At 62.5% G+C, this 15,542-nt stretch carries 15 protein-coding genes; 2 read left to right on the forward strand and 13 right to left on the reverse strand.

Translation table 11 applies throughout. The features are described 5' to 3' along the window. Positions 1-98: 98 nt before the first annotated feature. Positions 99-1,307, forward strand: coding sequence for an NAD(P)/FAD-dependent oxidoreductase (locus GPA22_RS15170; RefSeq protein WP_169256908.1), 1,209 nt, complete (start codon positions 99-101; stop codon positions 1,305-1,307). Positions 1,308-1,339: 32 nt separating this feature from the next. Here GPA22_RS15170 and GPA22_RS15175 read toward each other — a convergent pair whose 3' ends face one another. From GPA22_RS15175 to bssD, 13 genes are all read right to left on the reverse strand, one after another. After that, positions 1,340-2,896 carry an amidohydrolase gene (locus GPA22_RS15175; protein ID WP_169256909.1) on the reverse strand — a complete coding sequence of 519 codons (1,557 nt, stop codon included), beginning with the start codon at positions 2,894-2,896 and terminating at the stop codon, positions 1,340-1,342. Further along, entirely contained in the window at positions 2,893-3,837 is a 945-nt protein-coding gene (locus GPA22_RS15180; RefSeq protein WP_169256910.1) for an SDR family oxidoreductase, read from the reverse strand. Before GPA22_RS15180 ends, GPA22_RS15175 begins: the two co-directional genes overlap by 4 nt. Positions 3,838-3,859: 22 nt before the next feature. Beyond that, entirely contained in the window at positions 3,860-4,783 is a 924-nt protein-coding gene (locus tag GPA22_RS15185) for a DUF4037 domain-containing protein (RefSeq protein WP_169256911.1), read from the reverse strand. Beyond that, positions 4,780-5,364 (reverse strand): DUF4258 domain-containing protein, encoded by a 585-nt coding sequence (locus tag GPA22_RS15190; RefSeq protein WP_169256912.1) that lies wholly within the window; start codon positions 5,362-5,364, stop codon positions 4,780-4,782. Before GPA22_RS15190 ends, GPA22_RS15185 begins: the two co-directional genes overlap by 4 nt. 53 nt (positions 5,365-5,417) lie before the next feature. Further along, entirely contained in the window at positions 5,418-5,942 is a 525-nt protein-coding gene (locus GPA22_RS15195; protein WP_169256913.1) for a hypothetical protein, read from the reverse strand. Positions 5,943-5,956: 14 nt separating this feature from the next. After that, on the reverse strand, positions 5,957-6,238 hold the full coding sequence (locus tag GPA22_RS15200; protein ID WP_169256914.1) for a MoaD/ThiS family protein: 282 nt from the start codon (positions 6,236-6,238) through the stop codon (positions 5,957-5,959). Next, complete coding sequence (locus GPA22_RS15205; protein WP_169256915.1) at positions 6,235-6,807, reverse strand: DUF4125 family protein; 573 nt, start codon at positions 6,805-6,807, stop codon at positions 6,235-6,237. Before GPA22_RS15205 ends, GPA22_RS15200 begins: the two co-directional genes overlap by 4 nt. Continuing rightward, positions 6,804-8,543, reverse strand: coding sequence for a vWA domain-containing protein (locus GPA22_RS15210; protein WP_246264422.1), 1,740 nt, complete (start codon positions 8,541-8,543; stop codon positions 6,804-6,806). Before GPA22_RS15210 ends, GPA22_RS15205 begins: the two co-directional genes overlap by 4 nt. A 12-nt stretch (positions 8,544-8,555) precedes the next feature. Continuing rightward, positions 8,556-9,416, reverse strand: a complete 861-nt coding sequence (locus GPA22_RS15215; protein ID WP_169256916.1) for an AAA family ATPase — start codon at positions 9,414-9,416, stop codon at positions 8,556-8,558. Between the two features lie 47 nt (positions 9,417-9,463). Further along, positions 9,464-9,694: a benzylsuccinate synthase beta subunit family protein gene (locus GPA22_RS15220; protein WP_169256917.1), complete on the reverse strand. Its 231-nt coding sequence runs from the start codon at positions 9,692-9,694 to the stop codon at positions 9,464-9,466. Between the two features lie 77 nt (positions 9,695-9,771). Continuing rightward, entirely contained in the window at positions 9,772-12,366 is a 2,595-nt protein-coding gene (locus tag GPA22_RS15225) for a glycyl radical protein (RefSeq protein ID WP_169256918.1), read from the reverse strand. A gap of 23 nt (positions 12,367-12,389) precedes the next feature. After that, positions 12,390-12,572 (reverse strand): benzylsuccinate synthase gamma subunit family protein, encoded by a 183-nt coding sequence (locus tag GPA22_RS15230; RefSeq protein WP_169256919.1) that lies wholly within the window; start codon positions 12,570-12,572, stop codon positions 12,390-12,392. Between the two features lie 18 nt (positions 12,573-12,590). After that, positions 12,591-13,613: a [benzylsuccinate synthase]-activating enzyme gene (gene bssD / locus GPA22_RS15235; protein WP_343036061.1), complete on the reverse strand. Its 1,023-nt coding sequence runs from the start codon at positions 13,611-13,613 to the stop codon at positions 12,591-12,593. Positions 13,614-13,885: 272 nt separating this feature from the next. Here bssD and GPA22_RS15240 point away from each other — a divergent pair, with 272 nt between their 5' ends. Further along, positions 13,886-15,523: a PAS domain-containing sensor histidine kinase gene (locus GPA22_RS15240; protein WP_169256920.1), complete on the forward strand. Its 1,638-nt coding sequence runs from the start codon at positions 13,886-13,888 to the stop codon at positions 15,521-15,523. Positions 15,524-15,542 lie beyond the last annotated feature (19 nt).

Genomic DNA, 15,542 nt, shown 5'->3' on the forward strand with positions numbered 1-15,542 from the left:
ATCTGAGTCACGGTCCTTCGCCGGACGGGCCGTGAGCGTGCTGTCGCGCCTACGCGGCAGGGATTCCTTCGTCCGGAATTCTGAAAAGGAAAACAGCAATGCGAAAACACATCCTTATCGCCGGCTCGGGCTTCGCCGGCACCTGGGCCGCGATCTCGGCTGCTCGCGCGGTCGCGCTGGCGGGGAAGGAAGTGGAGGTCGCCATCACCGTCGTTTCACCTTCCGCGAACCTCGTGATCCGCCCCCGTCTCTATGAGGCGGCGATCGAGGACATGAACCCGGACATCAAGCCTTTGCTCGACGCGGTCGGCGTGCAGCACGTGGCGGGCACCGTGACCGAAATCAGGTCTGACGCGCACCAGGTCACCGTTGCCGGGGCCGATGGCCACGCGGTGCCGATGCACTACGACAAGTTCGTGCTTGCCGCGGGCAGCCAGCTGTTCACACCGCCCATTCCGGGCCTCCACGAACATTCGTTCAACGTGGACCAACTGGAAAATGCGCGGAAACTCGAAGCCCACATCAAATCGCTGCCGACCCGTTCGCCGACCAAGGCGCGCAACACCGTGGTGATCGCAGGAAGCGGGTTGACCGGCATCGAGACTGCGGCGGACATGGGGGGGCGATTGAAGGCAGTGCTGGGTGACGATGCGGGAATCCGGGTCATTCTGGTCGAGCAGGCATCGACTATCGCCCCGCACCTGAGCGCCGCCGCCCGCGCCGTGGTCGAGGAGGCGCTTGGCGAGTGCGGCGTCGAGTTCAAGGTCGGTGCCGCCGTCGCGTCGATCGACGCGCAGGGCATCGAGCTGTCGTCGGGGGAGCGTGTCGAGAGCGACACCATTGTCTGGACTGCCGGTGCAAGGGCGCATGCCCTGGCCGCTCAGATACCCGGAGAACATGATCGACTCGGCCGGCTGGTCGCCGACGCCTGCTTGCATGCCCACGGTACGGCCGATATTTTCGTGACCGGCGATGTCGCCCGCGCGGCCTCGGACGATCTCGGCCACTTCGCCCTGATGTCCTGCCAGCACGCGATGAGTCTCGGCCGCGTCGCCGGTCATAACGCGGCCGCGGAACTGGTCGGTCTGCCGCTGCACGCCTATAGCCAGCCGAAGTATGTGACGTGCCTGGACCTGGGCCCTTGGGGTGCACTCTACACCGAGGGTTGGGACCAGCAAGTCTCCCTGGTGCGGGACGATGCCAAGTCACTCAAGCGCGAAATCACGACGAAATGGATTTATCCGCCGGCTCCGGATCGCGAGGCGGCTTTTGCGGTCGCCAATCCCGATTTCGTCATCGTCCCGTGAGCGCTCTCCGAATCTTCCGATGCTGGGCGCGGTTATCGCGCCCAGACGATCTTCCCGCCGATCAGCGTCATGACGATCTGCGCACGCGAGAGATCGTCGGGCGTCGCCCACTCTCCCGCGCCTTCGACAAGGACGAGGTCGGCACGCCGGCCCGCTTCGATCGTTCCCGTCGCATCCTCCTCCCCGGCCGCATACGCTCCGCCCCAGGTATAGAGGCGCAGCGCGTCGGCGAGGGGGATTGATTCCTCCGGCGCAACGCAGTACCCCGCAGCGTCACGTCGTGTGACGGCCGCTTTCAGGCCTTCGAGCGGCGCGCAGGGGACGAGCGGCGCGTCGGAGCCGAACGCGAGCGGGATGCCGTGATGCAGGAACGAACGGAATGGAAACAGCGGGGGCCGTGCCGGGTCCGGTGCGCGCGCGTGCAGCGCGGGCGCGGCCAGCGGCAGTAGTGCGGGCTGCGCGACGACGACCGCACCGCTCGCGGCGACGCGGTCCATCCATTCGGGCGGGCAGGCGGGACAGTGTTCGAAGCGCGGGCGCAGGCGGGGCGCGAGGCCGGCGGCGTCGAGCCACGCGAGCGTGTTCAGCGAGCGGTCGAGCAGCGTGGGGTCCGGCACGTGGAAGGCGAGCTGGAAGCCGGCGCCGTGGGCGGCCAGCGCGACCGCGTCGAGCAGGTCTTGCGGCGGGTTCGCGTCGCCCGTGCTTTCGTCGAGCGCGATTTTCGCTGCGCCTAGGCGCAACTCGCCGGGCGGGCAGTCGGGATGGACGCTGCCAGTACGCATCCCCGACGCGGCGAATTCGGCCACGCTGTCGGCGCCCGCGCACAGCGATACGCGCGGGCTGACGAGGCCGCGGCGTTTGTAATCGGCCATCGCGTGCCAGTGTGCGGGCGTGTTCGACCAGCTCGTGTCCTGCAAGGACGTGATGCCGGATTCGAGGAAGATGCGGTCGGCCGTGCGCAGGCCCGCTTCGATCTCATCGGAGGCAAGGGGTGGGATTGCGGCGGCCACCTGCGCATGGTTGCCCGAGACGATGCCGTTGAGGCGGCCGGTTGTTGGATCGCGGTGTACGCTCCCCGCATCGGAGGACTCCGCCGTTTCGTCGATGCCGCACAGCGCCAGTGCCCGGCTGTTGAGCACGCAGTGCTGCCCGGCGTGCTCCACCACGATCACCGGCTGCCCCGGGGCGGCGAGGTCGAGTTCCCAGCGCGTCGGAAGCCGTTGCTCGGCGAGGCGGGCCGGGTCGCAATTGGCCGCCCGCAGCCAGTGCCCGTAACCCGTCGTGGCCGCACGGGATCGTAGTGCGTCGATGAGGCCGGCGATGTCGCGCAGCGGCGAGCAATCGATGTAGCGCGTCGTCATCGCAAAGGCGACCGGATGGCAGTGCGCGTCGTTGAATCCGGGAATGACGGTCGCGCCCCGGCAGTCGACGAGTTTCGTGTGCGGCCCGGTGAGGGTGGGGCGCGCGGCGCGGTCGCCGACGTACAGGATGCGGCCGTCCCGGATCGCGATCAGGTCATCGCCGCGTCTCCCGGCCATCCACTCCGGCGTGAAGGCGACAAGGTTGTCCAGGATCAGGTCGGCGTTCATTGCACGCCGGCTGCGGCCGCCTCGCGCCGTTTTACCGTCAAGTAGTACTTGAGGGCTTCGCGCAGCCCGGTGCGGAACGGGGTGTGCTCGAAGTCGAACAGGCGGTCGATCTTTGCGCCGTCATAGACCAGATCCTCGTCGATGGGGAAGGGCAGCGTAAGGTTCCGGCGCGCGATCTCCGCGACAGGCAGGTGGAGCGTCTCGACCGCCTTGCCGGTGATTTCGCCCAGCACTTCGGCGATGCGGGCGTAGGACACCGGCTCGCCCGAGGCCAGATTGAAGGTTTCGCCGAACGCGCGCGGCTCGCCGATGCACTGCCAGATCAGATGCGCCATGTCGACGACCCAGACGAAGTTGAACACGGACGTATCCGGTTCGGGAACGACGATGGGCTCGCGGTTGCGCAGGCGGTCGAAGAAGTAGGTCTCGCGCGGCGCGTAATTGTAATAGCCGTAGACGATGGCCGGCCGTAGCACCGTCAGTGCGATGCCGAGCCGCTCGCAAGCACGGTGCGCGGCCTGCTCGGCGAGGCATTTTTGATAACCGTACTCGGCATATTCGCCCAGTTCCGGCTGCGGACCGTCGAGAGTCGGCGCGTTCTCGTCCAAGGGCAGGCGCCCCCCCTTGCGGTAGACGGTCGTGGTGCTGACCAGCAGATACTGCCGCACCGTTCCGCGCAGGTTGTCGAGCAGGGTCTCCACGTGCGCCGGCGTGTAGGCGCAGAAGTCGACGACCGCGGCCCATTCGCCAGCCGGAATCCCGTCGCGCACCTGTCCCGCCCGCTCGCGGTCGCCGACATGCTCGGTGACGCTGTCCATGCGCAAGGGCAGGTTGCCGCGGTTGAACACATGAATCTCCGCGCCCGGGAGCTTCAGCGCTTCCTCGACAAAGACGCGCCCGCAGAAATAGCTGCCCCCGATCACCAATACCCGTTTAGACATATGGGACTCCCCCGGTGGTGCTTCAGCCCACCAGTACGCTCAGGCGCCGCAGGGCCGGATCCTGGATGTGTTCGTGGATGAGCGGACCGTGATCGACGAGAAAGGGGCTGTCGGAACCGGTCAGCCCTTCGGCCTGCAGTTCGGCCACGGTCACTGCGCACAGCGCGTCCATGTGCTCGCGCTTCTCGTCCGCGTCGGCCGTGGACATCATCGCGGCGATCCGCTCATGCACGATGCGGCCCAGTCGCGGCAGTGCCGGCAGGCTGCGGTGCCGCCACTTGTAATACGGCGCATAGCGACGGTTCAGCAGATAGACCAGCGACATCAGATCGTTGCAGAACGAGGTTTCCGCATATTGCGCGACGAACGCTTCGCCGCGGACGAGCGCGCGCGTGAAGTTGTACTGGCCCGCCTGGCCGATCGACATGCAGCGCGCGGCGATCTTCGTGAGCCGGACGTCGTCGGGATAGAACGCGAGCAAGCGCCGCCGACGCTGCGAGAAATCGTCGAGCGGGTCGCGGAAGACGCGTCCGGAGGTGCAGGCCGCGAGGTACTTTTCCGGGATGCGCAGCCAATCGAAAAGCGTCTGTGGGCCGTCCGGATGGCCGAGGTACTGCTTGTACCAGGTTCCGGTCTGGAGCACGCCTACGCGCCCTTCGCCCCATTCGGTGGTCGAGCGTGCGAAGCCGTCGAAGAACTTCGGCAGACGGTCGTAGGCTTGCTGCAGCGACGCGCCAATCGCCGCGTAATCGTCTTCGCTCAGCCACAGACAGAATCCCGGCCCCCAATCGTGGTCGCGCGATTGCTCGTCGTCGAAACCGAGGCAGTCCGAGCCGTCGCCGGAGAGCCCGGCAGCGATGCGGTCGCGCCACGCGGCGAATTCGCCGGCTAGCAGGTCCCGGCCGTAACGGTCGAAATACCGTTCGGCGAGCGTCAAACCGTTCATGGCGCAATCGCGTAATCGATTACTTCAACTGTCTCGCTGCCGGTAAAGGCCTGCTCGGCAATCAGCGCATTCAGGCGTCGCCCGACCTCGGCAGCGACGTATTTCTCGCCGCACTGCTCGCACAGGCCGGCGGGCACCTTCTTGATGACATACATCCGGCCTTCCAGACGGTAGTCGAAATTGCCGACAGTCACCTGCTTGATGGCGCCGCCGCAGAAATAACAGGTCGTGGTCGAATCGGACATCGCCGGATCTCCGGGGGAACGCTGCAGGGCCGTGCGCCAGAAAGGGGGCGCGGGCACGTAGGCATGGATGACAGCGAGCCAGCCGTCGGTGCGTGGCGCTGCGACTGCATGCACCGGTTTGCGCTCGTGGACCGCGCACAGGAGGTAGGCCGGATCCCGCCCGGAGTGCCGGTGCTCCTCGATGATGCGGCCGGAGCGCAGGGCTGTTTCGATTTGCGGCACGGCAATGTGCCCCGCCATCAGCGAACGGATCACGTGCTCGGACAGGACGTAGCGCGATTCGCCGGCGCGTGCGGCGATCCACGCGGTTTCTCGGCCGGGGGTGGGAAGGGGCATAGGCAAAGCGGCGTCCGGGCCTTCAGCGGGCCGAGGGCCGAACGCGGTTCAGATTATTGATAGACGCCGGTGAAAATTTCATTCTCGTCGGCAAACATCTTCCTAAATTTCGCGCGTGCATCCGCGCGCACGCGTTCGGCATGTTCATGATCCAGCCCGCGCCCCTCAATCCATTTCTCCAGATTGACGCCGCCGGGCAGCCATTTCTCCAGCGTCTCCCGTTCATACATCCAGGCCTTGTCCCTTACGCCCAATGCGGCCAGGATTTCCCAGACCTCGTCCCTGGTTTCGTCGTGGCAATAGACGCACATGACGCAGCGGTTGAGCTGGAATTCGGTGATCAGCTTGCGGTCGTATTTGACAGCGGGAATTTTCTTTTCCTCGACATAGGGATCGAGCTTCCTCGCCAGTTCCTCGACTTCCTCGCGCAGGCCGAACACGAGCCATTTTCCCCAGTGCTCGAGATATTGCTTGTTGGTCAGCGGCTCGCCGCGCAGGGCGATGTAGTTGTATCGGTACTCGATGTGATCCAGGGGAACGACGAAGATGAAGTGCGATTCCGGCCGATCGACGATCATGTGGCGCCTCCCGCTCAGCCGCCGGCAATGGCCGGAATCACGTTGACGACATCGCCGGCGTTCAGTCGGGTCTTCATGTCTTCGAGGTGAACAGCATTGCGACCATTGATGAAGACGACGAACTGGGGTGAGAGGCCGCCGTCGGCGTTCGACAGCGCCGCAGCGAAGCCCGGATTATGCTGATCGATCAAGCCGATCAATGTTGCGACCGTGGCGTCCGCCGGGGTGTCGAGGGCGAGCTCGCTTTGCTTGATGCCCAGTACGCCGAGCAGATTCAGCCTGACGTCGATGTTCATGCCGTTTCTCCGTATTTCAGCACGCTCTCGGCGTGATCCACGTCGCGATAGCCGTTCTTGCAGACCAGCCGATGCAGAGCCTCGACCGCGAGATTGCGGTTGGCGGCGACGGCGGCCTCGATATTCTCGAAATACAGCTGCAAGGTATGGTCGCCGTAGGTTTCCAGTTCGCAGCCGAGATAGATTCCGAAGTTCCGGCCGTCGCCGGTTTCATCCATGCTGCGGCAACAGCGCCGATACAGGGCGGGATAGCGGCGTTCCAACTCTTCCTGCCAATTACTTTCCACGGTGACGATGATGTCGATCAACGGATTGTCTGACAGTGGTGGAATCAGCTTGTCCATGCGCGCGTATTTTTCTGCGAGCAGGTTACGTCCGGCGGCCTCGGCCTGTTCCAGGTCGGCCAGATAGGAGGCGAGCATTGGCCGCGTCCAGGTCTCGAACAGGCTGGAACGGATTGTCTTGAAGTTGTCGGGGGCGCTCTGGCAGGGGGCGTGCCGCGCGCTCCTGACACGGACGAACATCTGCCACTCGGCTGCCAGGATGTGGTCGAGCAGGGACGCGTTCATTGCTGCTGCGCCCTCGACTCACGCATCTCGCTGATGATCAATTCGCCAAACAACTTGGGCAATTGCTCGGTCTTGTCGACGAACTTCACGAGGCTGCCGTATTCGTCGCGCAGTGACTGTTTGGCCGACAGACTGCAGCTGACGCCCAGTGTGAGCAGGCTGACATCGTTGCCCTTGCAGTACTTGATGGCATCGGCCACGCCGCAACCCCAATTCGAGGCGCCGTCGGTGATATGCACCAGCAGGGTTTTCTTTCCCGGGATGCGGGTCTTCAAGGCCGTGGCGATGATGGCTTCCCCGGACGCCGTCCTGCCGTGCGGCAGCACCGTCAGCATGCGGCCGCCACGATAGATCTCGGTGATGCGGCAGGCGTTCCTGACTTCGTTGTAGGCGAACAGCCGCGCGTTGCTGGTGTACTCCAGGATCGCCGTGAACAGCGTCTGGTAGATCATCTCCGCCTGGTCCCAATGAGTCGGGTCGGCCATCGACCCGGTCGCGTCGACCAGCAGAACGACATTCTTGCGCATGTCGAACTCGTGCTTCTTTTGCTGGAATACCGCACCGGTGGTGTGGGCGCGGTAAAGCCGGCGGCTGTGGATCTTCCCCGAACTGAGGCCGCGGTTGAAAACGCTGCGGCGATCGGTGGCGTTCCGCACCACCTGCTCGAGCTTGTGCAACAGCTGGCGATCGACGCGGTTGCGCGCGAGCATCACGATGTCGTTGCCCTCGACGCGCGCGACGTTCTCGAAGTTTGCGACGTTGCCTTTGATCTGATCGGTGTAATCGCGGTTCTTCTGCGGCAGCGCCGCCTCGATCAGGTTGGCGTAATTGACGATGGTGGCCTTGACGGCCGCTTGCTCGGCCTCTTCCCGGGCCAGTTCCTCGTCTTCGCCCATGTCGGGCATCATGAAGCGGTCGCTGCGGTCGCCGGGCCAGAAGCGGATGTGGCCAAGCACTTCGCGCCAGAGCTGTTCATAGAGATCGAGGCGGAGATCGCAGCGGTCGCTCACGCTCGGGAGGGCCGGGCAGTCTTCGCGCAGCGCCGGCACGATGCTGTTCATGGTCTGCATCGGCTTGCTGTAGTACTGGTCCAGGCTGCCGCGCATGACCAGGCCGCCCAGCGTGAGATCGCTGTGGCCGTTCTTGTAGAGTTCCGGATCGCGGTGGGCCGCCAGACGCCACCACAGGTGCAGCATCTCGGACAGGGTGGGGGGCTTGATCAGGCTCTTCAGCGTCTTGGTGATACGCCAGTCGCGTGCCACCTCGGCGTAATAGCCGAGCACGCTCTTGTTCGCCAGGCCGTCCACGTAGACCGACTCGCACACGCTGAAGAACATGTCGAACTTGTATTCGTACTGCGTCGGCGGCTGCACGCGCAGCCTCAACATTTCGTGCAGCCGCTCGGACCATTCGACGCGCTTGTAGGCTTCCTGCACCATGATGCCGACCATCAGATCGGTCTTTCCCGCCGGCACCGGATACGTCCCCATGATCGGTGTCGGATCGAGGGCGAGCGCGTTGTCGCGCTCCATTCCCGACCAGACGATCTCTCCGACGTTGCGGCCGATGAAAGTCGACAGTTTGCGAATGGCGACCAATAGCTTCACCAACTCGACGGATTCGATCGGCGACTTGTCGCGACGCCAGAAATCCGAATAGCCCTCCTCGCCGGGAATGACGAAACGCTTGACGTCCCCGGCGTCGTTCATCAGGCGGAGCGTGGTGTCGTAGCTCATGGCAGGAAGACCCTAGGCGGCGATGTATTGAACGTATTCCGTCTTGCTCTTTTCCACCTTCCCCTGATTCACGTGCAGCGACAGCAGGACCGATTCGAGCGTCTTCTTGTCGGTCTGCAGGCTCGTTACGATGGCTTCGCGCAGCGTGCCGCCGGCGGCGATCATCTCGCCGAGCATCAGGATCTTGCGTGTGGAAACGTCGACGCCGAGGTCGGCATTGGCGCGAATGCTGTTCGCCACCGTGATGATTTCCCTCGCCTGTTCATGCGTCACGCCGGTCTTCTTTTCCAGCACCTCGATTTCCACTTCGTTCGGCAGGAAATCCATCGTCGTGACATAGAAGCGGTCGCGCAGGGCCGGGTCGAGCAGCTCGGTGCCGACGAATTCGGCGCCTTCGTTGAGGGTCGCGAAGAACACCACCCCGGGCGCCACCTGCAGCAGTCCCAGTTCGTCCATCCACACCTGACGATCATCGGAGAGGATCGAGAACAGCATGTTCAACGCCTTCGGGTGCTCGGGGCGATTGATCTCCTCGAGATGAATGACGCAGTTGGGTGTCTGGATCGCCTGAGGGAAGAGGAACTGCTTGTAGCGGGTCTCCCCGTTCTCGAGCGCGTATTCACCAAACAATTGCCCCGGCTCGGACAGGATGCCGATCTGGAAAGTCGCCAAAGGCAGCCCATTGACGGCAGCGTATTGCCGTACCAGCGAAGACTTCCCGCAACCCTGCTTCCCGACCACCAGGACATTGACGGGATGCTTTTTGGATATCTTCGAGAATTTATCGAGAAAGCTCTGGTTTTCCGTACTTACATAGTAGTAAGGGTCAACTTCCGGGACGAACAGGCCATTTGCGCTAGAAGAAGTTTTCATGATCTTTTCTTACTCTCATCGAGAGGTGAGCAACATTCGTCCGATGTTCAGACGTGGTCGCGGAAGCTCAGTTTTCCTTCCTCATGCCGGGAACAGGTCGTGTTCTCGACGTCCCTCAGCCAGCGTTTCCAGACGCCCCCCATCGCGTGACGGTTGGCGGTGCATTGGCCGCGGTGCGGATCGGTGGGATCGGGGGTTTGCCACTTGCAGCTCCGGCACGGCCTGGCTGTTCCGGCTTCCGTGTGCGGCTGATTTTGTAGGCTCTTTTCTGCTTGCATGATTTGTCTCCAATATCTTTTTGTGCGATTCAAGACAGAGGGGAGCGGAACGCTGCCCCTCTGATTGATGGCTTGTCTCAGATTTCGACGTTCAGGAATTCGAGATCGGATGCGCTGAAGTCCTGTTCCTGACGGGCAATGATCGTGTTTTGCCCATAGGTCGGAATATCGACGAACCGGGCGCTATAGCCCGAGACGCGAACGATGAGGTCGTGATGCTTCTCGGGTTCGCGCTGCGCGGCACGCATTTCGTCCGTGCTGACGACATTGAACTGAACATGGTCGATATTCAGGTCGTGCCAGGTCTTCATGTACGAGTTCCAGATTTCGAAACCATGCTTGGAGCGCATGATCGGTACCGACAAACGCTGGTTCAGCAGATTGCCCTTCTGGTTCTTCTGTACCTTGGACACCGAGCGCAACACCGCCGTTGGCCCCTTCTTGTCGGTGCCCATGTAGGGAGAAATGCCGCCGTCGTCTGCCGCCTCGCCCCCGAAGCGGCCGTCGGGCGTGGGGCCGGTGCGTGAACCGACCTCCATGTACAGTCCGACAGCCTGACCGGTCGGCATCACCGGACCACCGGAATAGTTGGTGATCTTGCGCATCTCGCCGCCGATGATTTCCTCGTAGAAGCGCGTGATGATGCTGTCGGCGTAGTCGTCGTCGTTGCCCCACTTCGGTGCCCGCTTGAAGTCGACGCGCATCTCCTCGAAGCCTTCCCAGTTCGCCTTCAGCGCCTGGCTGAGCTGTTCGAGCGTGTACTTCTTGTCCTCGAACACCAGCTTCTTGATGGCCACGAGGGAGTTCGCCGCGACGATCGTCGTGATCGGGTTGTGCCAGCCGTTGGGTTGCTCGGACAGGGCGCAGGCGTCCATGCCGAGTTCCATGCAGCCGTCGTCGATCGCGGACACGAAGGGCATCTGCAGGAAGCGTTGTTCGAAGTAGCGCGACACGTCCTTGGTGCTGATGCACAGGTTGATCGCGTACTGATACTGCTCGCGGAAGGCCTCCCAGACGTCGTCGAAAGTCTTCAGGGACGAGAGATCGCCGGTCTTCGGGCCCAGCTGCATGTCGGCGTACGACCAGTCGTAGCCGTCGTTGAGCGTGATTTCGAGCAGCTTGGCCGGGAAGATCGAGCCGCCGCCTTCCGAACGGGTCTTTTGCGTCTTGCGCCGGCCGTGGATACCGGGCGACATGCACAGCACGTTAACCCAGTTGTGGGCTTCCTCGTCGGTGGCGCCGTTGCCGTTGAGGCTGAACTTGGCGTATTCCTTCATCTGCGCCGTGCCGATCTCGTCGTGCTTGATCGACGGATAGCCGAGACCGTCGCGAATGCACTCGAAAACCCAGCGCAGCGTCTTGTCACGGTTCTTCTTCGAATAGCGGAAAACGATCGAGGGCTCGGCCGTGCGGATGCGCTTGGCCGCTTCGAGGATGGCGTCGGTCATGTCGTTGCACGCATCCTCGCCCTTGGCGTTGGTGCCGCCGACGGTGAGGATGAACAGATCGTTCGAGCCCGGGAAAATTTCGCGGTAGGCGCGCGACTTACCGGCGCCGTGCTCGGAAATCTTCAACCGTTCCATCTCGACCAGTTCCACCGCATCCATGTGGCTCATCGGCTGGAATTTCTTGTCGACGACGGAGGCCTTGTAATACGGCCACAGCAGCGTGTCTTCCTTCTGCGCGTAGCCGCTCGCGTAACGTTCGATGGCGTGACAGATCAGGAAGGTGAAGAATTTCGCCTGCATCGCGTCCTTGAGGCCCTTGCACGGCTCGGCGGGAATGCGCTGGCAGATGTCGGCGATTTCGAGCAGCTCGGCCTGGCGCTTCGGATCGGTCTCGAAGTTCTCGGCGACGATCCTGCATAGGCGGCCCTGCCGGCGCGCCCAGCTGATCACCGCCTTGCAGGCGATGACCATCGCCTTCCAGTTGTCGATCTTGGCGATGTTGTCGAGGCCCTTGGTGCCGTCCCACGGGAAGGTGGACATGTCGGCCTGGGCTTCGGCGATATGCTTCTCGGCGAGCTTGATGCGCGCCAGCAGCCCGTCTTCCAGCACGGTTTCGTAGGGCGGCACGATGCTGTTGTAACCGGAAGCGAAGGACGGCGCCTCCATGCTGCTCACCTGGTACATGCGCCCGAGGTCTGCCGGATCGAAATAGGGCTGACACTTGCTCTGCAGGCTATGCGGCTTCCAGTACTCGTTGATCGCCGCCGCCTCGTCGGCCGGCTGCGGCGAGTAATCGCTCCGCAGGTAGTCCTGCACGGCCATGTGCGAAAGTTCGGGATACAGCGGGAACATGTTGGGATCTTCGGCGTGGTAGCCGACGATGAATTCGTCCTCCTGGAGCACCAGGGTCGACTTGTTCAGGACGTTCGCCAGGCCGAGCGCGCGACGGATCGCTTCCGGCTGGCCTTCGCTGGCCTTGTGCGCTTCGGTCAGATAGCGCATGCGCTCGATGCCGGCCGTGACGCTCTTTTCGATGAACTCGCCGGCGGATGCATGTTTCCAGCGGCAACGCTCCTTCAGACGCTTGGTTCTTGCGGTCGAAGGCTTTTGCAAATGCTCGTGCAGCTCGTCGACCGGAATTTTCGCTTCTGCCGGATTTTCCGGCGTGAACTGGAGCGCCTTCCCCTTGTATTCCAGAACCTTGGCGCTTGCGATGTCATTCATTTCCGTCTCCTCCAATATTATGTTTATCGCTTCGCGCAAAACGCGTCGCATTGCGTGCTGTTCTCGAAGATCGGCCTGGAGAGCCAGTATTTGCCTTTTTCATCTTCCTTTTGCCGCACGCAATCTGCCTTGCCCGCTTCGTAGTCATCTGCGCCTGGGGGGACAGGAAAGAAATTTGCGCACTGCTTGCATGTGGTCGTTTTCATGGATATGTCTCCTTAGATTCATGTCATACACCCGATCCCGGCATCGCGAACCGTCTCGTGTCTGTCCGTCGTGATACCAACCAACCCGCCGATCGTCACGCTCTTGATGCCCGCGAGCTTCAGGCCTTTTGCCAGGGGCAATACCGTCTCGGGCGGGTTCTCTTCCACGCCCAAGTACTGGTATTCCTTTTCCCTGCCCAGGGAGAGGTATTTCCCTTCTCCGTAGACGTGGTAATTGAGAATATCGACCCCCTCCAGGTGCGTGGCATGACGACTCAGATAACTGATGTAGTTGTCGAAATCCTGGGAGGAATCGTTGAATCCGGGGATCACGGGAATATGGATGCGGATATTGGCCCCGGATTGAATGAGGCGCTCGATGTTGTCGAGAATCGGCTGAAGCGGCCAGCCGACGACTTCTTCATGTTTTTTGGGATTCAGGGATTTCAGGTCGACGATGAAGAGATCGACAACTTCCAGCAGCGGTTGAATAACCGCCCAGTTCTTTGGAAAACAGGACGTCTCGATGGCGACATGGACGTTGCGCTGCTTTATTCCGCGCGCCAGTTCCAGCGTGAATGCGGGATGGAAGAGGGGATCGCCACCGCTGATGGTGACTCCGCCGCCGCTATTACGATAGAAGAGGGAGTCCGACAGGGCTTCGCGCAGGATTTCGTCGACGCTCATGCGCTGCCCGACGGTGGTACGCGCGTCCGTCAGGCAGGCAGCGACGCAACGCATGCAGCGCTGACAGTCCGTGCGGTCGATCTCGACGATCGTGCGGCCGTCCGGGTTGAGCACCAGGCGGGACGTTCCCGCGGGGCAGACTGCCACGCAGCGGCCGCAGCCGACGCAGCGCGCCGGGTAATAGTAGAACTCCTGTCGCACATCCTGGGTTTCGGGGTTGTGGCACCACGGGCAACGTAGCGGGCAGCCCTTCAGGAAGATGGTCGTCCTGATCCCGGGCCCGTCCTGCAGGCTGAACCTCTGTATTTCGGTAACAAGAGGAATTCTCACGACAGCCTCTGCGGTTTGTTGCACTTCAAACAATGAGTGGTGCGACGATCACGCTATGGAGGACGCAGGTTTCGATGCACTCATGGCCGGCGACCGTGGATTGAATTAAGCACCACCCGTTTAACCAAACCAATTGGTGCGAACACTTAACGAAATGGGGGGTTGCCCCTAATGCGGGCGCCACATCGCAGGCGCACAATCGGATCAGGCTCGGACCCGAACGTCAGATCACCCGACAATTCGGCTGGCGCTGGTTCAAATAGCCTGATATCCGTGGATGCGGGGAGGTAGTGCGCATGAGCGATGAGGTGTTCGACATTGAATTGAACGACGAGCCGGTTGAGGATGCCTCGGTCGGCTATGAGTCGATCTTTCGCAATACGCCCGTGGCGATCTGCCACCTGTTCAACCGCAGGATCCGGCGCTGTAACCGGCGCTACGAGGAGTTGTTCGGATACGAACCCGGCGAACTCGACAACCAGTCGGTCGGCGTGCATTACCCGAGCGAGGACTCGTTTTTGACGATCGGCCGGAAATTCGGGCACTTCTTCGAGTCTCATCACACCTTCAAGGACGAGCGTCCGTTCGTGCGCAAGGACGGCACGCTGATCTGGTGCATCGTCACCGGCACCTTGCTCGATCCGGCCAGGCCGAAGCTCGGCAGCATCTGGGTGGTGCAGGACATCTCCGAGCACAAGCGGATCGAGGACGAATTGAAGGCCGACGTCGAGAAGCTCGAATTCGTCGTGCAGCAGCGGACCGTGGAGCTCAGCCGGCACGTCGCGAGCCTCGAGGAGGAAGTCGCGACGCGCCAGCGCGCGGAGGAGGTCGCGAACGAAAACCGCGAGAAATACCAGAAGCTCTTCCACATGCTGCCGATCGGCATTTCGATCACCGATACGCACGGCGGCATCCTCGAGGCGAATTGCCAATTCGCCGAAATGGTCGGCCTTCGGCGCGCTTCGCCCGAGAACTGGCGCAAACTGCCGCTGCGCTTCTTCCTGCACGACGGCACGGAGATCCCGAGGGATCGCCTGCCCTGGCAGATCCGCGACTTTCAGAAGGATTCGATCGACAACATCGAAATCGGGATGCGCGACGAGAAGGGGCGCAAGCTGCGTTGGCTGAGCGTCAGCTCGTCGCTGATCGAGCGCAAGGACGAGCAGTACGTCGTTGCCGCCTTCACCGACATCACCTACCGCAAGCGCATCGAAGAGCTCGAACGGCTGCGCCACGCCGAGCTCACGCGCCTGGGGCGGATCAACTCGATGGCCGAAATGGCGGCCGCGCTCGCGCACCAGATGGGGCAGCCGCTGGTGTCCGCGGTCAATTACCTGAACGGCTGCCGCTTGCGTCTCGAGCGCGTCGACGGCGTCGGCGAGATTTCCGAGTCCATGGGGCTCGCGCTGAAGTATCTCGAGCAGGCCGGCGAGATCCTGCGTCACGTCAAGGAGTTCGTGTGCAAGCACAAGCCCGACAAGGAGCCCGAGAACATCAACGAGGTGATCCAGGACGCGCTCGCGTTCCTGAATTTCGAGGTCCGCCGCCATGACGTCAGCGTCGACCTGCGGCTGCTGCAGGACCCCCCGCTGGTGCCGCTATGCAAGGTCGAGATTCAGCAGGTGCTGTTCAACCTGATGAAGAACGGCATGGAGGCGATGACGGGTCTGCCGCCCGGGGCGCGCAAGCTCGTCATCGGCAGCGAGATCATCGACGGGGGCGGGGCGATAAAGGTGTTCGTCCAGGACCACGGCACGGGGCTCGAGAAGCGCTCCGCGAAGCGGGTATTCGAGCCCTATTTTTCCACCAAGACCAACGGAATGGGGATCGGCCTGACGATCTGCCGCTCGATTGTCGAGTCGCACGGCGGACAGCTTTCGTATTCGAGGATCGGCAAGGGCGGGTCGCGCTTTCAATTCACCTTGCCGATGTAGGTGAGGTCCTCGCCCGCAG

The sequence above is a fragment of the Aromatoleum toluvorans genome, assembly GCF_012910905.1.
In the GTDB taxonomy this organism is placed as follows: domain Bacteria; phylum Pseudomonadota; class Gammaproteobacteria; order Burkholderiales; family Rhodocyclaceae; genus Aromatoleum; species Aromatoleum toluvorans.